This window comes from Variovorax sp. (genome assembly GCF_035634955.1).
Taxonomy (GTDB): domain Bacteria; phylum Pseudomonadota; class Gammaproteobacteria; order Burkholderiales; family Burkholderiaceae_C; genus Variovorax.
This window is the reverse complement of the sequence record NZ_DASQBZ010000016.1, coordinates 63,633-85,435: the sequence shown is the minus strand read 5'-3', so window position 1 is coordinate 85,435 and position 21,803 is coordinate 63,633. Positions and strand designations below refer to the sequence as shown.

The window sequence follows — 21,803 nt, the reverse complement described above, 5'->3', positions numbered from 1 at the left end:
TCAGGCCGCCAGCGTCACCCGCGCGAACTTGCGCTTGCCGACCTGCAGCACGTAGGTGCCGGCGGCAAGCTTGAGCCCCTTGTCGCTGATCACGGACTGGTCCACCCGCACGCCGCCGCCGTCGATCAGGCGGTTGCCCTCCGACGTCGAAGCGGCCAGCCCCGCCTGCTTGAGCAGGTGGGCGATGCCGAGCGGGGCGCCCGATACGTTGACTTCGGGAATCTGGTCCGGCACGCCCCCGCGGCTACGGTTGATGAAATCCTGCTCGGCCGCCTCGGCCGCCGCCGCGCCATGGAAACGCGCGGTGATCTCCTTGGCCAGCGCCACCTTGGCGTCCTTGGGGTTGCGCCCACCCTCGACCTCGGCGCGCAGCGCCGCGATGTCCGCCTCCGTGCGGAAGCTCAGCAGCGTGTACCAGCGCCACATCAACACGTCCGAGATCGACAGGACCTTGGCGAACATCGTGTTGGCGTCTTCGCTGATGCCGATGTAGTTGTTCTTGCTCTTGGACATCTTCTCGACGCCGTCGAGCCCTTCGAGCAGGGGCATGGTCAGGATGCATTGCGCCTCCTGCCCGTATTCCTGCTGCAGGTGGCGCCCCATGAGCAGGTTGAACTTCTGGTCGGTGCCGCCGAGTTCGAGGTCCGCCTTCAGGGCCACCGAGTCGTAGCCCTGCATGAGCGGGTACAGGAATTCGTGGACCGAGATCGATTGCCCCGCCTTGAAGCGCTTGTTGAAATCGTCGCGCTCCATCATGCGGGCGACCGTGTACTTGGCCGCCAGCTGGATCATCCCGCGCGCGCCCAGCGGATCGCTCCATTCGGAGTTGTAGCGGATCTCGGTGCGGGCCGGGTCGAGCACGAGGCTGGCCTGGCGGTAGTAGGTCTGGGCGTTCGCCTCGATCTGCTCCTTGGTCAGCGGCGGCCGGGTTGAATTTCGCCCGGACGGATCACCGATGGTGCTCGTGAAATCCCCGATCAGGAAGATCACGTTGTGGCCCAGGTCTTGCAACTGCCGCATCTTGTTGAGCACCACCGTGTGGCCGATGTGGATGTCCGGCGCCGTCGGATCCAGGCCGAGCTTGATGCGCAGCGGCGTGCCGGTCGCTTCCGAGCGGGTGAGCTTGCGCACCCATTCGTCCTGCGGGAGCAGCTCGTCCGCACCGCGCAGCGACACCTGCAGGGCGTGGGTCACGTTGTCGGATGTAACAGGAGTGTTGTCGGAAGTTGCCATGCGTTGTTACCAAATGCCTTAGCCGTTTTCACTATGGCCAAAGCTATACTTGTCAGTTACCTTCGGGGCCGCCGAATTCTAGTCGGTGCCCCCTGCCAAGCCCGTCGCACGGGCATGTCGGCAGAGCCCGCCAAGCTTCGCACCGGAACGTGGTTCCGGCCGGTTTCTTCAATCTGGACAATCTCATCTTGATCAACGGTATCCTTGCCGCCGAAGAGATGCTCGCCTCTCGTGTCGCGGGCATCGTTCGGGCCTATCCGCGGCAGATCACCGCAGCCATCACCGCTGCGCTGCTGTGCGCCGGGGGCGGCGCGTTCGCCGTCGCCACGCTGCCGGGCGACAACCAGCTTCCGATTCGCCAAGTGCTGGAAGTCGTCACCCCCGACCCGATCGCCGTGCAGACCGAGGCGCTCGAATCGCACGACTTCACCCTGTTCCGCAGCGACCAGACGCGCTCGAGCGATACCGCCGAGTCGCTGCTGCGCCGCCTGGGCATCGAGGACGAAGCGGCCGAGGCATATGTGCGCTCCAACGACGTCGCCCGCGCCGCCCTGCTCGGCCAGCCCGGACGTGTCGTCACCGCCGAGGCCTCCGAGCAAAACCGCTTCGAACGCCTGAGCGCGCGCTGGATCCCGGACGGCAAGGACGGCTTCAAGCGCATCTCGATCGAGCGCGACGGCGCTGGCTTTCGCGTCGACTCCCAGTCGGAGGAACTGACCACCTCCAGCCGGATCGGCAGCGGCGTGATCCGCACGTCCTTCTTCGCCGCCACCGACGCGTCGGGCATCCCCGACGCGGTGGCCAGCCAGATGGCCGACATCTTCTCCGGCGACGTCGACTTCCGCGCGCTGCGCAAGGGCGATCGCTTCGCCGTGGTGTACGAGACCTTCGAGGCGGACGGCCAGTCGCTGCGCACCGGCCGCGTACTGTCGGCCGAGTTCGAATCCGGCGGCGAGGTACACCAGGCCCTGTGGTTCCAGGAACCGGGCCAGAAGGGCGGCTACTACCGCCCGGACGGCAACAGCCTGCGCCGCGCCTACCTGCAGTCGCCGGTGGAATACTCGCGCATCTCCAGCGGCTTCGCGATGCGCATGCATCCCATCGCCCACGCCTGGCGCCAGCACAAGGGCATCGACTTCGCAGCCGCCCGCGGCACGCCGGTGCGCACGGTCGGCGACGGCGTGGTCGACTTCGCCGGGCGCCAGTCCGGCTACGGCAACATCGTCATCGTCGAGCACCGCAACGGCCAGAGCACCGCCTACGCGCACCTCAGCCGCATCGACGTCAAGGCCGGCCAGTCGGTCAACCAGGGGCAGTTCATCGGCGCCGTGGGCGCGACGGGCTGGGCCACCGGCCCGCACCTGCACTTCGAGTTCCGGGTCAATGGCGAATACCGCGACCCGTCCACCATCGCGCAGCAGGACGGCGGCGTGCCGATCACTGCGGCATCGCGCGCGGCCTTTGCGCGCGTGGCGGACGCCTCGCGCAGAGACCTGAACGCCGCGTTCGACGTGCTGCAGGCCAGCGCCAATTGAGCAAGCGGTCTGCTGTCGTCTGATGGACCGCTGACTGCCGGGGTCCAACGCATGGCGGAGCTCTACGTCGGCCTGATGTCCGGCACCTCGCTCGACGGGGTCGACGCCGTTCTTGTCGACTTCGCCGGCGCCGGCATCAGCGTTCGGGCGCATGCCGATGCGCCGATCCAACCCGGGCTGCGCGAGCAACTTCTCGCGCTCAACACCCCGGGCGGCCAGGACGAGCTGCATCACGCCGCGCTGGCGGCCAACGCCCTGGCACGGCTCTATGCAGACGTGACACGGGACCTCCTGGCAGGCGCCGGCGTCGGGCGCGCGGCCGTGACCGCCATCGGCGCCCACGGCCAGACGGTGCGGCACCGCCCACAGGAATTCGACGGCACGGGCTACACCCTGCAACTGAACAACCCGGCCTTGCTGGCCGAACTCGGCGGTATCGACGTGGTGGCCGACTTCCGCACCCGCGACCTGGCGGCAGGCGGACAAGGCGCGCCGCTTGTTCCCGCCTTCCATCGCGCCATCTTCGGGCGGACGGACCGGGCGGTGGCGGTGCTCAACCTGGGCGGCATTTCCAACCTGAGCCTTCTGCCCGCGGGCACCGACGCGCAAGGCCGCGTGCTGGGGTTCGACTGCGGACCGGCGAACGCCTTGATGGACCACTGGGCAAGGCAGCATCTGGGCCGGCCCTTCGACGAAGGTGGCCGCTGGGCCGCGACCGGACGCGTTTTGCCCGCGCTGCTGGCCGCCATGAAGGCAGACCCTTACTTCGGGCGCCTGCCGCCAAAGAGCACGGGGCGCGACCTGTTCCATCCGGCCTGGCTTTCGGCGCATCTGACGGGCCTTCCGTCCACCCCGGCGCCCGCGAACGTGCAGGCCACCCTGGCCGAGCTCAGCGCCGGCGCCGTCGCCGACGATCTGCTGCGGCATGGCCCCGGCATCGACGAGCTGATCGTGTGCGGAGGAGGTGCGTTCAACGAGCACCTGCTCGCAAGGTTGCGCGCGCTGCTGCCTGGCGTGTCAGTACTTACTTCGTCGGAACGTGGTTTGCTACCGAACCAGGTTGAAGCCACGGCCTTCGCCTGGCTGGCCCGGGCCACGATGCGGCGCGAGCCGGGCAACCTCGCGACGGTGACCGGTGCGCAAGGCCCGCGCGTCCTGGGCGCAATCTACCCGGCGTGACGGCGCTCAGCGGTGCCGGACAATGAAAAAGCCGCCCCGTGAGCGGCTTTTTCAAGCGATACGCGGAACCGTCAGGCCGAGAAACTCGAGCCGCAGCCGCAGGTGCTGGTGGCGTTGGGGTTCTTGATCACGAACTGGGCGCCCTGCAGGTCTTCCTTGTAGTCGATTTCGGCGCCCACCAGGTACTGGTAGCTCATCGCGTCGATCAACAGGGAAACGCCGTTCTTGGTCATGGTGGTGTCGTCGTCGTTCACCACTTCATCGAAGGTAAAGCCGTACTGGAAGCCCGAGCAGCCGCCGCCCTGCACGAACACGCGCAGCTTGAGATCGGGGTTGCCTTCCTCGGCGATCAGGTCGGCCACCTTGGCGGCCGCGCTGTCCGTGAAGACGATCGGTTCGGGCATCTGGGTCTGGACGTTTTCGGCAACAGCGCTCATGAAAGAGGACTCCTGGTAAGAGGGGGACGCAACCGCTATCCGGGCGACCCATCGGTAGATGCTAGCGCAATCAACAAAAAACCGCCCGAAGGCGGTCTTTTGCGAAGCGGCTGGAATATCAGCGCTTGGAGAACTGCTTGCGGCGGCGTGCGGAGTGCAGGCCGACCTTCTTGCGTTCCACTTCGCGCGCGTCGCGGGTGACGAAACCAGCCTGGCTCAGCACCGGCTTGAGGGTCGCGTCGTAGTCGATCAGCGCACGGGTGATGCCGTGGCGGGCGGCGCCGGCCTGGCCGGATTCACCGCCGCCGTGCACGTTGACCTGAATGTCGAAAGCCTCGACGTTCTCGGTCAGCACGAGCGGCTGCTTGGCGATCATGATCGAGGTCTGGCGGCCGAAGTATTCTTCGATCGGCTTGCCGTTGACCGTGATCTTGCCGCTGCCCTTCTTCAGAAACACGCGGGCGACGCTGGACTTGCGACGGCCGGTGCCATTGTTCCATTCACCAATCATTCTCAAGGCTCCTTAGATTTCCAGCACCTTGGGCTGTTGGGCGGTGTGCGGGTGCTCCGCGCCACCATAGACCTTGAGCTTCTTGATCATGGCGTAGCCCAGGGGACCCTTGGGCAGCATGCCCTTGACCGCCTTTTCGAGGGCACGGCCGGGATGCTTGGACTGCATGTCGCGGAAGCTGGTGGCGGTGATGCCGCCCGGGTAACCCGAGTGGCGGTAGTAGATCTTGTCGGTGTTCTTGGTACCGGTCACACGCAGCTGGGCTGCGTTGATGATCACGATGAAATCACCGGTGTCGACGTGAGGCGTGTAAATGGCCTTGTGCTTGCCGCGCAGACGGAGGGCAACTTCGCTGGCTACCCGTCCGAGGACCTTGTCGGTCGCGTCAATCACAAACCACTCGTGCTTCACGTCAGCGGGCTTGGCGCTGAACGTAGACATGAGTTTCCTTCGGAAAAGCTCTGGATGAGCTGGTTTGGCGGGCCCTTTTCCACGGTCGGTGTTCCTCTAAAGGGAATCTCTTAGGTGGGGTCTGGGCTTCGCCGCGGGGCCCAAAAATCGCTGCGAAGCCCGCCATTATAGCCCGCGGGTTCATTTTGGCCAAGGCGCGTCCCGCCAGGGCCGCCGATGGCGGACAATGCGCCCCTATGTTCAGCTACCGCCACGCCTTCCATGCCGGCAACCACGCCGATGTGCTCAAGCACATCGTCCTGATCGCCGCGCTCGACCATCTCCTCGAGAAGGAGACGGCGCTGACGGTGATCGACACCCATGCCGGCGCCGGCCTCTACCGGCTGGACGGCGACTACGCCGGCAAGAGCGGCGAAGCCGCCGACGGCGTGCTGCGCCTGCTGGCGGCCAAGCCCGCTGGCGGCGAGCACGCGCCCGCCATCGCTCGGTACCTGGCGCTCCTGCGCGAGTTCAACCCGAAGGCCAAGGGACCGGACTACCGCGTCTACCCGGGCTCGCCCTTCATCGCCCAGCATCTGCTGCGCGAGCAGGACAAGTTGCGCCTGTTCGAACTGCACCCGACCGATGCCCGCACGCTCGATGCCAACATCGGGCAACTCGACGCCGGGCGGCGCGTTTCGGTGGTGCGCGACGACGGGTTCGGCTGCGTGCAGAGCCTGCTGCCACCGCCCTCGCGCCGCGCGCTGCTGCTGTGCGACCCGAGCTACGAGATCAAGACCGACTACGCGCGCGTCGCCTCCCTGATGGAACAGGCGCTCAAGCGGTTTGCCACCGGCAGCTATGCGATCTGGTACCCCATCATCCCGCGGCCGGAGGCGCATGGCCTGCCGCGCCGGCTGAAGAGCCTTGCGACCCGGGCCGGCAAGCCCTGGCTCAACGCGACCCTGACGGTGAAATCCGGTCGCGTCGAGACCTCGGACGCGGCGCTCGGCGCCGACCGCCGCCCCGGCCTGCCGGCCAGCGGCATGTTCCTGGTCAATCCGCCCTGGACGCTCAAGGAGCGGCTCGCCGCGGCGCTGCCTCAGCTGGTCGCGACGCTGGGCCAGGACAAGAGCGCCGGCTTCACGCTCGAAGCCGGCGATTGAGCAGACCGCGCACCGGCGGCATGCCGGCGCGCAGCCCTCGCCCGCCCGCTCAGAAGCGGTGGCGGATGCCGACGCCGAAGCTGTTGCCGTCGTTCAGGTCGGTAACCTCGTCGTGCATGAACATGGCATACACGTCGGTGCGCTTGGACAGGTAGTAGTCGTAGCCCACGGTCGCGGTCGTGCGGGTGCCGTTGTAGCTGCCTTCCACCTTGGTCTGGGCCACGGCGCCGCTGAGGGTGCCGGCGCCGATCGGCACGCCCACGCCGAGCGAGCCGGTCTTGGCGTCGTAGTCGGCCACGTCGGCCTTCGACTGGCCGTAGGTGCCGAACAACTTGAGCCACTTGAAGTCCCAGGCGCCGCCGACCATCCAGTCGGTGCGGGTCTCGGGCACCGACACGCCACCGACCGGGGTCGTGAGCAGGCCCGGGAACGGGTTGCCGATCTCGTCGTGCTCGTAATAGCCCACCAGCGAGAGCGGCCCGCCGAAGTACAGGAAGTTGACGCCGACGTTGCCGGCGCCCGAGTTTCCAGTGCCGCTGCTCTGCTCGCCCAGCTGGTAGTGCAGGTTGGCGCTGAAGCCGCCGAAGTTCGGCGTCGAATAGATCACCTCGTTCGACCATCCGGTATCCGCCGGCGTGGTACGCCGCGGCCAGCCGGCGGTATTGATGTTCGAGTGCAGCACCAGCGGCGCGAAGGTGAACGAGTCACCCAGCGGGTTGGCCAGGATGGTGGGCAGGAAGTTCGGCGCCAGCCCGCGGCCGAGCGTGACCTTGCCGTAGCCGCCCGACAGGTAGACGTTGGCGTCGCGCGAGTAGATCGGGTCCCCGTCGAAACGGCCGTACGAGCCGCCGTCGACGCGCAGGAAAGAAGTCAGGGCAAAGCCGGCCTGGAGTCCGCCGCCCAGGTCTTCCGTGCCTTTGAAGCCGATCCACGAGGTGGTCATGCCGCCGCTGCCCAGCACGGCGGTGCGGCCGGGGTCGCCGGCGTTCTTCATGGAGCCGACGTAGGCGTCGATCGTGCCGGAAACGGTCACGGAGGATTGGGCGAAGGCGCCGAGAGACAGGCCGGCCAGGGCCAGGCCCGCGGCCACGGACTTGAGCTTGAAGGTCATAGGGAAATCGAGGGACGTGAGTGGTTGCTATGCACCCGCGGTCGCGCTCTTGTTGTTGTGCATTCGCGCGGGCTGCGTATTCTCGCAACCTGCGTGCCAGTATTTACCGAATGTCACAAGTATTTGTACGCATGCTGCTGCGGGCTTGCGCACAAAAATGACCCATCAATGCACACAGAACGTTTGTGCACCTCGATTCCGCACCGCCGGGGGGCGCGGCGTCTTGTCGGCGCCTCTAGCGGCGCCGCTTGGATGCGGCCTGGCGCTTGGCGGCCGGTCCGTCCGGCCTGGGTGCCGCCGTCGGGGCGGGGTCGTCCGCGGCCTGCACGGTGTCCGTGGCGGTGTCCGGACCGGCCGGCTTGCCGCCGCAACGCATGCCGTCCTGGTCGATCACGGTCAGGGCCACCTGCTTGATGCCCGTGCCGATCATGTCCAGCTCTTCGGCGGCCCCCCGGCTCAGGTCGATGATGCGGCCGGGCGCGAACGGCCCCCGGTCGTTGACGCGCACCAGCACCTCGCGGCCGTTGACCAGGCTGCGCACGCACACGCGCGTGTTGAAGGGCAGCGTGCGGTGCGCCGCCGTCATGTCGTACATGTCGAAGCGCTCGCCGTTGGCCGTCTTGCGCTGGTGGAACTGGATGCCATACCAGGACGCGCCGCCGCGCTGGAATACCTCGCCAGGCACGCCGTCCTGCGGGCCTTCCTCGCCGGTGCCCGGCGTGAAGATGTCGTAGTTCACGCCAGGCACGCGCGAGCGCGGCGCCCCGGCGGGCGTTGCCGGTTGCACGACGAGCGGGCGCAGGCCGCCGCCCTCGCCGCCGCGCTGATCCTGCAGCGCGCATCCGGCCAGGACTGCGATGGTGATCAGGGTCGCTGCCGCGCGCAGCGCGCAGCGACCGCTCTTCATCGTGCCTGCCAACCCAGTTGCTGCAGCACGCCCAGCGTGGCGGCTGCCTGGTTCATCGTGTAGAAGTGCAGCGCCCTGGCGCCACCGGCCACCAGGCGTTCGCACAGCGCGGTGACAACGTCCAGTCCGAAGGCCCGGATCGACGCGGTGTCGTCGCCGAAACTCGTCAGGCGCAGCCGGATCCAGCGCGGAATCTCGGCACCGCAGGCATCCGAGAAGCGCATCAGCTGCATCGAGCTGGTGATGGGCATGATGCCGGGCACGATCGGCAGGTCGAGCCCCGCCTTGCGCGCGTCATCGACGAAGCGGAAATACGCCTCGGGGCTGAAGAAGTACTGCGTGATGGCCGAGTCGGCACCGGCGTTGACCTTGGCGGCGAAGGCCTGCAGGTCCGCCTCGGGCGAACGCGCCTGCGGGTGCACCTCGGGGTAGCAGGCCACCTCCAGATGGAAGTCGCGGTCCATCTCCTCGCGGATGAAGCGCACGAGGTCGCTCGCGTACAGGAACTCGCCGCCGATGCCGTAGCCGCTGGGCAGGTCGCCGCGCAGGGCCACGAGCCGCTTGACGCCCATCGCCTTGAGCTCGGCCAACTGCGCGCGCACGGTGTCGCGCGTGGCGCCGATGCACGAGAAATGACAGGCCGCGTCGACGCCCTCGGCGAGGATCTCCCGCACGGCGCCGAACGTGCCCTCATGCGTGGAGCCGCCGGCGCCATAGGTCACCGAGCAGAACTCGGGCCGCATCGCGTAGAGCTGCTGGCGCACGCCACGCAGCTTGACCGCGCCCTCGGGCGTCTTGGGCGGGAAGAACTCGAAGCTCAATGGAACTTGCACAAATCACCTTGTTTCGTTGCGTCCGTCCTCTCGGACGGCATGGACGAAGAATTCCCGGTTGCCGTCGCCGCCGGCAATCGGGCTGTCGAACCAACCCGCCAGCGCCAGGCCCAGGCCGGCGCAGGCATCGCGAAGCCTGGCCTCCACCTCGCGGTAGAACGCCGGGTCGCGCACGATACCGCCTTTGCCGATCTGCCCGGGTTGCAGCTCGAACTGCGGCTTGACCAGCATGAGCAGGTCGCCCTGCGGCGCCAGCCAGGGCACCAGCGCCGGCAACACCAGCGTGAGCGAGATGAAGGACAGGTCGCCCACGATCAGGCCGAACGGCCCGGCGTCGTCCCCCGCGGCCAGCAGGTCGTCCCGGCACAGCGCCCGCGCGTTGACTTTCTCGACCGGCCGCACCCTGGCGTCGGCGCGCAGCCGGGCATGCAGCTGGCCGTGGCCGACGTCGATGCCCACCACCTGCGCTGCCCCGTGCTGCAGCAGGCAGTCGGTGAAGCCGCCCGTCGACTGGCCGACGTCCAGGCAGCGCCGGCCGGCGGGGTCGACACCGCTGGCGCGCAATGCGCCCTCGAGCTTGAGGCCGCCGCGCGACACGTAGCGGGCCTCGGCCGCATCGATCAGTTCGATCTCGGCCCCAGGCGGAAGGTCTTCCCCGCTCTTGCCGACCGTGCGCCACGGCGCGTCCGCCGGGCTGCCGCCGGCGCGCCAGCGCATGCCGGCGGCCAGCAGCCTTGCCGCCTGCGAGCGGGAGGCGGCAAGGCCGCGTTCGACGAGCAGCTGATCAGCGCGCATGGCAGCCGGGACCGGTCGGGGCGCAACGGCGCACGGCGCGCGCGCACCAGCCCCTGGGCCGGGCTCAGTACCGATAAGTGTCCGGCTTGTACGGACCGTTCTTGTCGACGCCGATGTAGGCGGCCTGCTCGTCGGTCAGCACCGACAGCTGGGCGCCGAGCTTCGACAGCTGCAGGCGCGCCACCTTCTCGTCGAGCAGCTTGGGCAGCACGTACACCTTGCCGGCCTCGTAGGCGTCGGGGCGGGTGAACAGCTCGATCTGCGCGATCGTCTGGTTGGCGAACGACGAGCTCATCACGTAGCTCGGGTGGCCGGTGGCGCAGCCCAGGTTCACCAGGCGGCCCTTGGCCAGCAGGATGATGCGCTTGCCGTCCGGGAAGATGACGTGGTCGACCTGCGGCTTGATCTCTTCCCACTGGTACTTCTCGAGCGAGGCGACCTCGATCTCGTTGTCGAAGTGCCCGATGTTGCACACGATGGCCTGGTCCTTCATGGCGGCCATGTGCTCGTGGCGGATGACGTCCTTGTTGCCTGTGGTGGTCACGAAGATGTCGGCCTTGTCGGCCGCATATTCCATGGTGACCACGCGGTAGCCTTCCATGCAGGCCTGCAGGGCGTTGATCGGATCGATCTCGGTCACCCACACCTGGGCCGACAGCGCGCGCAGCGCCTGGGCCGAGCCCTTGCCGACGTCGCCGTAGCCCGCCACGACCGCCACCTTGCCGGCGATCATCACGTCGGTGGCGCGCTTGATGCCGTCCACCAGCGACTCGCGGCAGCCGTACAGGTTGTCGAACTTGCTCTTGGTGACCGAGTCGTTCACGTTGATGGCGCGGAACAGCAGCGTGCCCTTGGCCGACATCTCGTTGAGGCGGTGCACGCCGGTCGTGGTCTCTTCGGTCACGCCGATGATCTGCGCGCTCTTGCGGGTGTACCAGGTGGCGTCCTCGGCCAGCTTGGCCTTGATCGCGGCGAACAGCACGCGCTCTTCCTCGCTGGTCGCGTTGGCGATCACGCCGATGTCCTTTTCCGCCTTCTGGCCCAGGTGCATCAGCAGCGTTGCATCGCCACCGTCGTCCAGGATCATGTTCGGGCCTTCGTTCTCGCTGCCCTTGGGCGCGAAGTCGAAGATGCGGTGGGTGTAGTCCCAGTAGTCGGCCAGCGACTCGCCCTTGATGGCATACACCGGCGTGCCGGCCGCGGCGATGGCGGCCGCTGCGTGGTCCTGCGTGGAGAAGATGTTGCACGAGGCCCAGCGCACCTGCGCGCCCAGCGCCTGCAGCGTCTCGATGAGCACCGCGGTCTGGATGGTCATGTGCAGCGAGCCGGTGATGCGCGCGCCCTTGAGCGGCTGGCTCTGCGCGAATTCCTTGCGGATGGCCATCAGGCCGGGCATCTCGGTCTCGGCGATGCGGATTTCCTTGCGGCCCCAATCGGCCAGGGAAAGGTCCGCAATGGCGCTGTCGGTGGCGGAAGAAGACTTGAGTACGGCGCTCATGTGTGGCTCCTCAACGGGTTGCAGTCGATAGACACCGTCGGTTCAGGCGAGAGGAAAGGGCTCACCGCAAAACAGGCGGGCGAGCGTGGTTGCGATTGTTCAGGCGTCCGAGCCTCACGCCAGTCATGGCGCTGCAACGCTCCTCGGACAAGGTGGCGATTTTACGCAACCCGCCGTGGCGCGCCAGTTGCCTACGCTTACATGCATGCGCGGCCCGGCCGGAGCGCGGCATCCGCGCCACCTGCCTGGGCCGACCCACCTTGTCTTGCGCCCAAGAAGCCCGGCGCCGCCGGACCTTCGCCAACATCTCCCACCCCTGGCGCATCCTGCGCGACAAGGAGCCGCTTCCTTTGGATCGGACTCGATGGCGGCCAGTGCCTCGTCGCGCGCCATGGCGTAGTCGGTAGAAACCACGTCGATATCGACGGAGAGGCGCGGCATGTCCTGTACAAAGAGGTTCAGGGCCGTGCCGCCCTTCATCGCCAAGCGTGGCGACTTGAAATATCGTCGGGGCAATGTCGATCAGCAGCCGGACCGTGTCGATGTATTCCTGCTTCATGCTTTGAGGTCCAGTCGCTCGCCGTCTTTGGACACGGCGATCCACCGCGCAGCGCCGCCCTTCTTATCGCTGTAGGTTTTCGCGACCGCTGCCCAGGGCAGATCAAGCTCTTCGGCAAGGGTGCGCGCCAGGCGCACGACCTTGATGCGCGTTGTATGGGCTAGCAGGGTTTCAAGGACCGGCAGGCGAAGGCTGCGCACGCCCTCCACGAGGTCGCGCGTATCCTGCAGCGACTCCGTCTTTCCAACATCGCTCAAGTGTTCCAGCAGCGCACGCTCGGGCGTTGAGACAAGAACGTCGGGACTTCCGCCGGGTAAAGACTGGAGGGCGAAGCCCTTCGGCAGTTCGGAGTCGAACAGGCGTGTCGTCTGATATGTGCATTCGAAGCGGCTCGTCAACCATGCAGGAAGACGCACCTGTTGCTCGCCCCACAACGCGATGGTTTCCCGGAAACTCATGTGATGCCGTATGCCGCGCCAGGAAAGCGCGGTCTTGCCGCCGACATGCAGGCCTTCATGACGGCGCATGAGGTAGGCCAGGCATGCGTCTCGCGTGAGGGTGTCGCCGGGCAGCATGTATACGCCGCGCCCCAGATGTTCGAGCCAGCCCGCCTTGGCGAGGTGTGAGGCGTGGTCGGCACTGAGACCATGCTCCTTGAGGAAAGCCACGTCCAAGGGAGCCCCGCGCGGGAGAACCGCAAGAAGTTTCTTGAATGAAAATGCCTCCACAGTTGACTTCATAGATCAACTATTTCATATTTTTCATTCGACATCAAGCGAGAGATTTGAAAAATACGCCGTAACCGGTCGAGATGACCAACTAATGCATAAGATTCATTCAACGCCGCGGCCTTGTCCCCCGTCGCCGGATGCACAGGGCCGGGACACCGGAGCACCAGCCCGTAAGCGAAAATACACCCATCACCAGCGCGCTACGGTCCTCGAAGCATCGACCCGGTCTGCGTACATAGCTGCGTACATATCCAAGAAACTCTCCCAATGCAGAACGGCTCCTTCCTAGCAGAGACGCGGCGCAGACGCACTTTTGCCATCATCTCCCACCCGGACGCGGGCAAGACCACGCTGACGGAAAAGCTGCTGCTCTTCTCCGGCGCGATCCAGATCGCCGGCTCGGTCAAGGCGCGCAAGGCCTCGCGCCATGCCACCTCGGACTGGATGGAGATCGAGAAGCAGCGCGGCATCTCGGTGGCGTCGTCGGTCATGCAGATGGCCTATCGCGATCACGTCATCAACCTGCTCGACACCCCCGGCCACAAGGACTTCTCGGAAGACACGTACCGGGTGCTGACGGCCGTCGACTCGGCCCTGATGGTGATCGACGCGGCCAACGGCGTGGAAGCGCAGACGCGGCGCCTGATCGAAGTCTGCCGCCAGCGCGACACGCCGATCATCACCTTCGTCAACAAGATGGACCGCGAGGTGCGCGAGCCGCTCGAACTGCTCGACGAGATCGAGCGCGAACTGGGCATGCCCTGCGTGCCCATGACCTGGCCGGTCGGCCAGGGCAAGCGCTTCGGCGGCATCATCAACCTGCGCACCCAGGCCATGACGGTGTTCGACGCCGGCAGCGAGCGCCGGCCGCAGGACTTCGAATCGATGCCGCTGACCGACCAGGACGCGCTGCAGAAGCGCTTCGGCAGCGAGTTCGACGCCGCGCTGGAGAGCATGGAGCTGGCCGAGGGCGCCTCGCCGGCCTGGGACCATGCCGCCTTCCTGGCCGGCAAGCAGACGCCGGTGTTCTTCGGCTCCGGGGTCAACAACTTCGGCGTGATGGAAGTGCTGGACGCACTGGTCGACCTGGCGCCATCGCCGCAGCCACGCGTGAGCACCACGCTGGTCAACCGCCAGCCGGTGGTCAAGGAGATCCGCCCCGAGGACAAGGACTTCGCCGGCGTCGTGTTCAAGGTGCAGGCCAACATGGACGCGAACCACCGCGACCGCATCGCCTTCGTGCGCATGGCCTCGGGCAAGTACACGCCGGGCATGCGGCTGAAGGTGCAGCGCACCGCCAAGGAACTGCGCCCGACCAGTGTCGTGACCTTCATGAGCCAGCGCCGCGAGGCGGTGGAAGAGGCGTTCGCCGGCGACATCGTCGGCTTCACCACGCACGGCGGCGTGCAGCTGGGCGACACCATCACCGACGGCGCCAGCCTGCAGTTCACCGGCCTGCCATTCTTCGCGCCAGAGCTGTTCATGACCGTGGTGCTGAAGAACCCGCTGCGCACCAAGCAACTGCAGCAGGGCCTGGCGCAGCTGGGCGAGGAAGGCGCGATCCAGGTGTTCCGCCCCGAGATCGGCGGCCCGATGCTGCTGGGCGCCGTGGGCCAGCTGCAGTTCGAGGTGGTGCAGCACCGCCTGAAGGCCGAATACGACTGCGACGTGCGCCTGGAAAGCTGCCAGTACACGGGCGCGCGCTGGATCACCGCCGACACGCCGGCCGAGTTGCGCGCATTCACCGATGCCTATCCGCAGCGCATGGCGCTGGACGCGGCCGATACGCTGGCCTACCTCTGCACCTCGCCGTACGACGTGCGGCTGGCGCAGGAGCGCTTTCCGAAGATCCACTTCCACCCCCTGCGCGAGCATGCGGGGCTGAGCCTGCAGGCGTCCTGACGCGTCCTGCGAAGCAGACTCAGAACCCGCAACGATGCTTTCCAAGCTGTCCCTTGCGCTGGTGAACTATGCAGCGCTGGGGGTCGTGCTCGCCGCCTGCTGGGGCGCCGGCCGCCTGATGCTGCGTGCGGCCGGGGCCCGGCACGCCGCAAGCCTGCTGCACCCATTGGCCATCGCCCTGGGCCTCGGCGCCGGCATCTGCGTGCTGCAATGGCTGGCGATCGCCGGCCTGCTGACCCGCCCTGCGGTTCTGGCGGCCATCGGCGCCGGACTCGTGCTTGCGGCGCTGCAGGCACGCCATGGGGCCGGGGGCGCCAGCGAAGACGCGCCTCCGCAGCCGTGGACCGCCCCGGCGCGCTGCGCCGCGCTGATCGGGGCGCTGGTGCTCCTGAGCACGCTGCCGATGCCGCTGCGCCCGCCCATGGAGTGGGACGAGCTGGCCTATCACCTGCCGCATGCGCAGCAGTGGGCCCAGGCGCATCGGCTGCAGGTCACGGACTGGCTGCGCTACCCCTGGTTTCCGTACAACTTCGACCTGCTGTATGCCGGCGCGCTGCTGTTCGGCAACGACATCCTGCCCCACCTGCTGCACGCCGGCGCCGGCTGGCTCGTCGCCTGGATGGTCCTGCGGCTGGGGCTGCGCCACTTCGACCCGCTGACCGCCTGCGTGGCGGCCACCATCTGGCTCGTGCTGTCGCGTAGCGACTATGGGCGCGCCTACATCGACATGGGCGTCACGCTGTTCGTCCTGGCCGCGTGCGTCGCATTCGACGTCTGGCGCCGCACGTCGAGCCGGACCTGGCTCGCCCTCGCCGCCTTCGCGATCGGTGTCGCTGCCGGCTCCAAGTACCAGGTGCTGCCCTACCTGCCCCTGTTCGCGGTCGCCATCGTCTGGCTCGACCGCCGGCCGGCCACCTGGCTGGTGGCAGTGCTCGCCCTGCTGGTTCCGTGCATCTACTGGTATGCGCGCAACGCGCTGCAGACCGGCGATCCGTTCAACCCGGTGGGCGGCAAGCTGTTCGGTTTCTCGGACTGGAACCTCGGCGACTACCAGGGCCAGTTCGAAGACCTGCGCTACCACGCCGGCCTGCCGCACTGGCTGCTCTGGGCGGCGCCCCTGGCCTGGCTGCTGCCAGCCCATCGCCGCCAGCCGGCAGTGCGCGCGGCCACGCTGTTCAGCGCCTGGGTGCTGCTGGTCTGGGTCGTGACCTCGCGCTACCCGCGCTACCTGATGCCGGCCTATCCGCTGCTGGCCCTGCTGGCTGCCGCCGGATGGGTGCAGCTTGCCAGGTGGATTCCGTGGCCGGCCGGCGCGTGGCGCGCCCGCGCCGCCCGGTGGGCGCCCAGGGCGCTTGCCGCCGCGCTGCTCGTGCCGGCCTTGGTCATCGTCGGGCGCGGCGCCCGGGACATCGCGCCGACGCCCGCCGCGCGAGACGCGGTCCTGAGCCACCGCATCCCCGGCTACGGCCTGCTCGCCCAGCTGCAGCGCGAGCCGGTCGGCCGCATCTACCAACTCGGGCTCGAAGGCGCCATCTACTACGCGCCCCAGCCGATCTGGGGCGACTGGTTCGGCCCGTGGCGCTACCGCGACGTCATGAACCTCGAGCCCGCGGCGTTGCGCGAAGTGCTCGCCCACCAGCACTTCGATGCGCTCCTCATCGATACTGCGCGCTTTCCGGACATCGCCGCGCGACCTGATTTCGAACGCCATTTCAGCCTCGCCCGGACGGATGGAACGGTCCGCCTGTATCGCCTGCAACTTCACTGAATGATGATGAACGAATCGTCTGCCGCGTTACCCGTCCGGGTCGCCTTCGTGATCCCCTGCTACAACGAGGCGGCGGCCATCCCGCAGGTGATCGAGGCGTGCCGCAACGCCGTGCCCGGCGCCAGCGTCCACGTGTTCGACAACCGGTCCACGGACGACACCGCGGCCGTCGCCCGCGCCCATGGCGCGCAGGTGAGCACCGTGTCGCTGCGCGGCAAGGGCAACGTGGTGCGCCGCATGTTCGCCGACGTCGAGGCCGACGTGTACGTCATGCTCGACGGCGACGCCACCTACGACGTGTGCGAGGCCGGACAGATGATCGAGCGCCTGATCCGCGAACGTCTCGACATGGTGGTCGGCGCCCGCATCGACAAGCATGCCGACGCGGCAACCTACCGGCGCGGCCACCGCTTCGGCAACCTGATGCTCACGTCCGCCGTGCGCAGCGTCTTCGGTGGCGCGTTCACCGACATGCTCTCGGGCTACCGCGTCTTCTCGCGCCGCTACGTCAAGTCCTTCCCGGCGCTGGCCAGCGGCTTCGAGATCGAGACGGAACTGACGGTGCATGCCCTCGAGCAGCGCATGGAGTACGCGGAAGAACCGGCGCACTACCTCGAGCGCCCGGAAGGCACCGCCAGCAAGCTGTCGACCTATCGGGACGGCTGGCGCATCCTGATGACCATCGCTCGCCTGCTGCTGAGCGAGCGGCCCCTGCAGTCGTTCCTTCTCCTTGCGGCCATCCTCGCGCTGGCATCGCTGGGCATGGCCGCGCCGGTCGTGGTCGACTACCTCGAAACCGGCCTGGTGCCGCGCCTGCCCACCGCCATCCTGGCGGTCGGCGTCATGCTCGCAGCCATGCTGTCGCTGGTCTGCGGCGCGGTGCTGCACACCGTCACGCTCGGGCGCAAGGAAGCCAAGCGGCTGCTCTACCTGTCGATTCCCGCGCTGCCGCCCGAGGCACGGCTTTGAAGGACACGGCGCGCCAGCTGATCCGCTTCGCGCTGGTCGGCGTGGCGGGGCTGCTGGTCGACGTGGCCGTGCTCTACCTGCTGGCGCCGTTGTGCGGCTGGTATGCCGGCCGCGTCCTCTCGTTCATCGCCGCGGCCACCTGCACGTGGCTGCTCAATCGGACGTTCACCTTCGAGCCGACGGGCCACGCGCCGGTCTGGCGCGAATACCTGCATTACCTCGTCTCGATGCTCGGCGGCGCCGCGGTGAATTACCTCACCTACGTGCTGACGCTGCACTGGCTCGACATCGCGGCGGCACCCGCCGTGGGCGTCGCGCTGGGCAGCCTGGCGGGCATGACCGTCAACTTCACCGCGGCGCGATACTTCGTCTTTCGGCCGCGCAAGGGTTCCTGAATGATTGCGCTTCCTCCTCCTGCCCCTCCCTTCCGCCCATGCGCCGGGTACGCGCCCGCCGCGGAGGTCCGCCGGTGAGGCCCGGCGACCCGGCCCGCGCCATGGCGCCGCTGGCCGACTGGCCGGCGCCGGACCGACGCGCCCTCGTGGGCGTGTTCACCGACATCGACGACACCCTCAGCACCGATGGCGAGGTGCCTGCGCCGGTGGTCGAGGCGCTCGGCGCGCTCAAGGCGGCGGGCCTGCACGTGGTGGCCATCACCGGCCGCCCGGTGGGCTGGAGCGAGCCGTTCGCCGCGCGCTGGCCGATCGACGCGATCGTGCCGGAGAACGGTGCCATGGCGCTGGTGGCCGGCGATCCGCCGGACGCGCAGGGCCTGCGGCCGCTGCGCCGCCTGTACCAGCAGGACGCGGCCACGCGGGCGCGCAACCACGCGCGCATGCAGGAAGTGCTGTCCGATATCGAACGCGACATCGCCGGTGCCCGCCGCGCCCAGGACTCGGCCGGCCGCGAATGCGACATCGCCGTCGACCACAGCGAGTTCACCCGGCTGTCGGACGCGCAGATCGACAAGGTGGTGCTGGCGATGCGCCAGGCCGGGATGCACGCCACGGTCAGCAGCATCCACGTCAACGGGTGGTTCGGCGAGCACAACAAGCTCGAAGGCGCGCGCTGGATCGTGCACCAGCTGTGGCAGCGCGATCTCGACGCCGAGATGGACCGCTGGGCCTACGTGGGCGATTCCACCAACGACGCGCTGATGTTCCAGGCCTTTGCGCACAGCATCGGCGTGGCCAACATCGAACGCTTCGTGCCGCACCTGAGCCAGCTGCCGCGCTACGTGACCGCGAGCGAGCGCGGCGCCGGCTTCGTCGAGGTCGCCCAGGCCATTCTCGCGGCGCGCCCGGCGGAATAGCGAGTCACGGGCGGCGCGCCTATCATTGCGCTGCCATGGCCCGTCCCGCCCAGGAGATCCGCTTCTGCACCACGCAGGACGGCCTTCGCCTGGCCTACGCCAGCCTCGGGCAAGGCCGCCCGCTGGTGCGAACCGCGCACTTCCTGACGCACCTCGAATTCGACCTCGACAGCCCCGTCTGGGCGCCCTGGATCGACGACCTGCGGCGCGACCGCCGCCTGCTGCGCTACGACGCCCGCGGCTGCGGCCTGTCAGACCGCACCGAGGCGCCGCTGACGCTCGACGCCTGGGTGTCCGACCTCGAAGCCGTGGTCAGCGCCGCCGGCCTCGATCGCTTTGCGCTGCTGGGTTGCTCGCAAGGCGCCGCCGTCTCGGTGGCCTATGCGGTGCGGCATCCGCAGCGGGTGACGGCGCTGGTGCTGCTGGGTGGCTACGCGCGCGGAGCGATGCGCCGCAACCCCACGCCCGAGCAGCGGCGCGAGGCCGCCCTGCTCCTGGAGATGGTCGAACTCGGCTGGGGGCGCGACAACCCGGCCTTCCGGCAGGCCTTCACCTCGCTGTACCTGCCCGGTGGCCGGCCCGAACAGGTCGCCTGGTTCAATGAGCTGGAGCGGCTGTCGGCGAGCCCGGCGCACGCGGCCCGCACCATGGCCGCCTTTGCCCAGATCGACGTGTGCGAGCTGGCCACGCAGGTGCGCTGCCCGACGATCGTGCTGCATGCGCGCGGCGACGCCCGCGTGCCCTTCGACGAAGGCCGGCACCTGGCCGGGTTGATTCCGGGTGCCCGCTTCGTGCCGCTCGAAAGCGCCAATCACGTGCTGCTGGGCCATGAACCGGCCTTCGGCCATTGCTTCGGCGAGATCCGTGACTTCCTGGCGGCGCATGACCCCAACCCGGCGCAGGACGACGCGCGCGTGTTCGCCACCCTGACGCCGCGCGAGCGAGAACTGCTCGAATGGCTCGCGCGCGGACTGGACAACTCGCAGATCGCCGCCCACCTGGCGCTCAGCGAGAAGACCGTGCGCAACAAGGTGTCGGCCGTGTTCGACAAGCTGGAAGTCGGCACCCGCGCGCAGGCCATCGTGCGCGCGCGAAGCCGGCTTCGGCCGGGCCGCCTGAGCCGGCGCGGGACACGCGCCCCGCCGCCTGCACTCGCGCGCCACGCGATCCGGGACTTCTGCCTCGTGCGGCAAGCAGCCTCGCGCGGTGCAATGGCGCATCGGCCCCTCGGGCCCTCGGAGAAGCGCCATGACCAGCATCCTCTTTGCGCCAGCCACCCGCCGCCCGCATACGTTGCCCGACAAGGCTGCGGACAAGCCGATGCGGCGTCAGCCTGGAGACCTTCGCAGCGGCGTGCAGCGCTGGTGGCTGGCCCGTTGCGCCCGGGCCGAACAGCCCGGACGGCGCGTACCCTACTACTGAGCCGGGCGCCGCCTCAAACCGCGTCACGGGCCGCCGCGCGCCGCGGCTTCGGTGGCGGCAGGTCGCCCGGGTTGGCGCGGCCCCCACCGGGCCAGACATCCGACGGCAGCCGGGCGCCGCCGTCGGGCAGCACCGCGCAGTCGAAGGTGGGTTGGTTCACGCCGCGTTTCATCTGCCCGTGGAAGTCGCGCCAGGCGGCCACCGCGTGGCGGCGCAGCAGGAAGATGGCGCCGAGGTTGATCAACGCCATGAAGCCCATGCTGACGTCCGCCATGTCCCACACCAGCGGCACGCTGGCCACGCTGCCGAACATCACCATGACGAGCACCAGCACGCGGAAGACGTGGACCAGCGTCCGGTTGCGGCGGATGAACTCGACGTTGCCCTCGGCGTACGCGTAGTTCCCGATGATCGAGCTGAAGGCGAAGAAGAACACCGCGAACGACATGAATGTCGTGCCCGCCCGGCCGATGTGCGCGGTGACTGCCGCCTGCGTCAGGGCCGCGCCCTTCATCTCGGTGCCCGGCACCAGCACGCCCGAGAGCAGGATGATGAACGCAGTGCACGAGCAGATGACGATGGTGTCGATGAACACGCCGAGCATCTGCAGCAGGCCCTGCGACACCGGATGCGGCGTCGTCGCGGTGGCGGCCGCGTTGGGCGCGCTGCCCATGCCGGCCTCGTTGGAGAACAACCCGCGCTTGACGCCCAGTTGCAGCGCCTGCATCACGCTGTAGCCGATCACGCCGCCCACTGCCGGCTCCAGGCCGAAGGCGCTGCGCAAGATCAGCGCGAACAGGCGCGGCACCTGCTCGACGTGGGCGACGATGGCGTACACCGCCACGCACAGGTAGGCGAGCGCCATCAGCGGCACCATCCACTCGGCCACGGTGCCGATCCGGCGCAGGCCACCGAAGATGACGCCGCCGGACAGCACCACCAGCACCGCGCCGATGGCCATCTTGTCCCAGCCGTAGGCCACGTGCAGCGTGTCGCTGATCGCGTTGGCCTGGACCGCGTTGAACACCAGGCCGAAGGTGAGGATCAGCGACAGCGCGAAGGCGATGCCCCAGCCGCGCGAGCCCAGCCCGCGCTGGATGTAATAGGCCGGCCCGCCGCGGAACGTGCCGTCCGGATGCCGTTCCTTGTAGATCTGGGCCAGCGTCGATTCGGTGAAGGCGGATGCCATGCCGACCAGGGCCGTGACCCACATCCAGAACACCGCGCCCGGCCCGCCGAGCGCGATGGCCGTCGCCACGCCGGCGATGTTGCCGGTGCCCACGCGGCTGGCCAGGCCGGTGGCGAACGCCTGCATCGGCGAGATGCCGGCGTCATCGATGCGGCGGAACGAACGAAAGCTGTAGCGAAAACCGACGAACTGCACGAACCCGGTGGCGAGCGTGAGGATCAGGCCGATGCCGATCAGCACGTAGATGAGCACGTGGCTCCACAGCAGAGTGTTCAGCGGATCGACGATCACGCGGATCAAGGCTTCCATACGGCACCACCTTCCCTGGTTGTTGGTTGTGGCCGGATTCTGCCGCG

At 68.2% G+C, this 21,803-nt stretch carries 19 protein-coding genes, 2 pseudogenes and 1 riboswitch; of the genes and pseudogenes, 9 read left to right on the top strand and 12 right to left on the bottom strand.

The annotated features are described in order from the left end of the window. Positions 1–1,233: a tyrosine--tRNA ligase gene (tyrS, locus tag VES41_RS07925; RefSeq protein ID WP_324815232.1), complete on the bottom strand. Its 1,233-nt coding sequence runs from the start codon at positions 1,231–1,233 to the stop codon at positions 1–3. 188 nt (positions 1,234–1,421) lie between these two features. Here tyrS and VES41_RS07920 point away from each other — a divergent pair, with 188 nt between their 5' ends. After that, entirely contained in the window at positions 1,422–2,768 is a 1,347-nt protein-coding gene (locus tag VES41_RS07920; RefSeq protein ID WP_324815230.1) for a peptidoglycan DD-metalloendopeptidase family protein, read from the top strand. A gap of 51 nt (positions 2,769–2,819) precedes the next feature. Further along, positions 2,820–3,947 carry an anhydro-N-acetylmuramic acid kinase gene (locus VES41_RS07915; RefSeq protein WP_324815229.1) on the top strand — a complete coding sequence of 376 codons (1,128 nt, stop codon included), beginning with the start codon at positions 2,820–2,822 and terminating at the stop codon, positions 3,945–3,947. Positions 3,948–4,018: 71 nt separating this feature from the next. On the opposite strand, the gene erpA is transcribed toward VES41_RS07915, so the two are convergent. The 3 genes from erpA to rplM form a co-directional block, all read right to left on the bottom strand. Then, a complete protein-coding gene (erpA, locus tag VES41_RS07910) occupies positions 4,019–4,384 on the bottom strand; it encodes an iron-sulfur cluster insertion protein ErpA (protein ID WP_286658140.1) in 366 nt (121 codons plus the stop codon). A 118-nt stretch (positions 4,385–4,502) separates the two neighbouring features. Continuing rightward, entirely contained in the window at positions 4,503–4,895 is a 393-nt protein-coding gene (gene rpsI / locus VES41_RS07905; RefSeq protein WP_324815225.1) for a 30S ribosomal protein S9, read from the bottom strand. 12 nt (positions 4,896–4,907) lie between these two features. After that, positions 4,908–5,336 carry a 50S ribosomal protein L13 gene (rplM, locus tag VES41_RS07900; protein WP_324815222.1) on the bottom strand — a complete coding sequence of 143 codons (429 nt, stop codon included), beginning with the start codon at positions 5,334–5,336 and terminating at the stop codon, positions 4,908–4,910. Between the two features lie 206 nt (positions 5,337–5,542). On the opposite strand from rplM, the gene VES41_RS07895 reads away from it, so the two are divergent. Continuing rightward, the gene (locus VES41_RS07895; protein WP_324815219.1) at positions 5,543–6,451 is read left to right on the top strand and encodes a 23S rRNA (adenine(2030)-N(6))-methyltransferase RlmJ; all 909 of its coding nucleotides are present in this window, start codon (positions 5,543–5,545) and stop codon (positions 6,449–6,451) included. 49 nt (positions 6,452–6,500) lie between these two features. Here the strand turns inward: VES41_RS07895 and VES41_RS07890 are convergent, their stop codons facing one another. From VES41_RS07890 to VES41_RS07860, 7 genes and pseudogenes are all read right to left on the bottom strand, one after another. After that, complete coding sequence (locus tag VES41_RS07890) at positions 6,501–7,562, bottom strand: porin (RefSeq protein ID WP_324815217.1); 1,062 nt, start codon at positions 7,560–7,562, stop codon at positions 6,501–6,503. A 235-nt stretch (positions 7,563–7,797) separates the two neighbouring features. Then, on the bottom strand, positions 7,798–8,469 hold the full coding sequence (locus VES41_RS07885; RefSeq protein ID WP_324815214.1) for a septal ring lytic transglycosylase RlpA family protein: 672 nt from the start codon (positions 8,467–8,469) through the stop codon (positions 7,798–7,800). Further along, positions 8,466–9,302, bottom strand: coding sequence for a methylenetetrahydrofolate reductase [NAD(P)H] (gene metF, locus VES41_RS07880; protein WP_324815211.1), 837 nt, complete (start codon positions 9,300–9,302; stop codon positions 8,466–8,468). The genes VES41_RS07885 and metF overlap by 4 nt, the downstream gene beginning before the upstream one ends. Positions 9,303–9,305: 3 nt before the next feature. Then, positions 9,306–10,097, bottom strand: a complete 792-nt coding sequence (locus VES41_RS07875; RefSeq protein WP_324815209.1) for a TlyA family RNA methyltransferase — start codon at positions 10,095–10,097, stop codon at positions 9,306–9,308. Positions 10,098–10,161: 64 nt separating this feature from the next. Further along, entirely contained in the window at positions 10,162–11,595 is a 1,434-nt protein-coding gene (ahcY, locus tag VES41_RS07870) for an adenosylhomocysteinase (RefSeq protein WP_324815207.1), read from the bottom strand. 74 nt (positions 11,596–11,669) lie between these two features. Next, a riboswitch (S-adenosyl-L-homocysteine riboswitch) is annotated at positions 11,670–11,746 on the bottom strand. A 203-nt stretch (positions 11,747–11,949) separates the two neighbouring features. Then, a pseudogene (locus tag VES41_RS07865) lies at positions 11,950–12,154 on the bottom strand (nucleotidyl transferase AbiEii/AbiGii toxin family protein); the annotation flags it as partial. Continuing rightward, complete coding sequence (locus VES41_RS07860) at positions 12,151–12,894, bottom strand: type IV toxin-antitoxin system AbiEi family antitoxin domain-containing protein (RefSeq protein ID WP_324815204.1); 744 nt, start codon at positions 12,892–12,894, stop codon at positions 12,151–12,153. The gene VES41_RS07860 and the pseudogene VES41_RS07865, both read right to left, overlap by 4 nt. A gap of 258 nt (positions 12,895–13,152) precedes the next feature. Here VES41_RS07860 and VES41_RS07855 point away from each other — a divergent pair, with 258 nt between their 5' ends. From VES41_RS07855 to VES41_RS07830, 6 genes and pseudogenes are all read left to right on the top strand, one after another. After that, positions 13,153–14,787 carry a peptide chain release factor 3 gene (locus VES41_RS07855; RefSeq protein ID WP_324815201.1) on the top strand — a complete coding sequence of 545 codons (1,635 nt, stop codon included), beginning with the start codon at positions 13,153–13,155 and terminating at the stop codon, positions 14,785–14,787. A 34-nt stretch (positions 14,788–14,821) separates the two neighbouring features. After that, positions 14,822–16,555 (top strand): hypothetical protein, encoded by a 1,734-nt coding sequence (locus tag VES41_RS07850; protein WP_324815199.1) that lies wholly within the window; start codon positions 14,822–14,824, stop codon positions 16,553–16,555. Positions 16,556–16,558: 3 nt separating this feature from the next. Beyond that, positions 16,559–17,524, top strand: coding sequence for a glycosyltransferase family 2 protein (locus VES41_RS07845; RefSeq protein WP_324815754.1), 966 nt, complete (start codon positions 16,559–16,561; stop codon positions 17,522–17,524). After that, on the top strand, positions 17,521–17,919 hold the full coding sequence (locus VES41_RS07840) for a GtrA family protein (RefSeq protein ID WP_324815196.1): 399 nt from the start codon (positions 17,521–17,523) through the stop codon (positions 17,917–17,919). Before VES41_RS07845 ends, VES41_RS07840 begins: the two co-directional genes overlap by 4 nt. Before the next feature lie 101 nt (positions 17,920–18,020). Continuing rightward, positions 18,021–18,836, top strand: coding sequence for an HAD-IIB family hydrolase (locus VES41_RS07835; protein ID WP_324815752.1), 816 nt, complete (start codon positions 18,021–18,023; stop codon positions 18,834–18,836). A 35-nt stretch (positions 18,837–18,871) separates the two neighbouring features. After that, positions 18,872–19,867: pseudogene (locus tag VES41_RS07830) on the top strand (alpha/beta fold hydrolase); the annotation flags it as partial. A gap of 404 nt (positions 19,868–20,271) precedes the next feature. Here the strand turns inward: VES41_RS07830 and VES41_RS07825 are convergent. Further along, positions 20,272–21,756, bottom strand: a complete 1,485-nt coding sequence (locus VES41_RS07825; protein WP_324815193.1) for a sodium:alanine symporter family protein — start codon at positions 21,754–21,756, stop codon at positions 20,272–20,274. Positions 21,757–21,803: the final 47 nt, after the last annotated feature.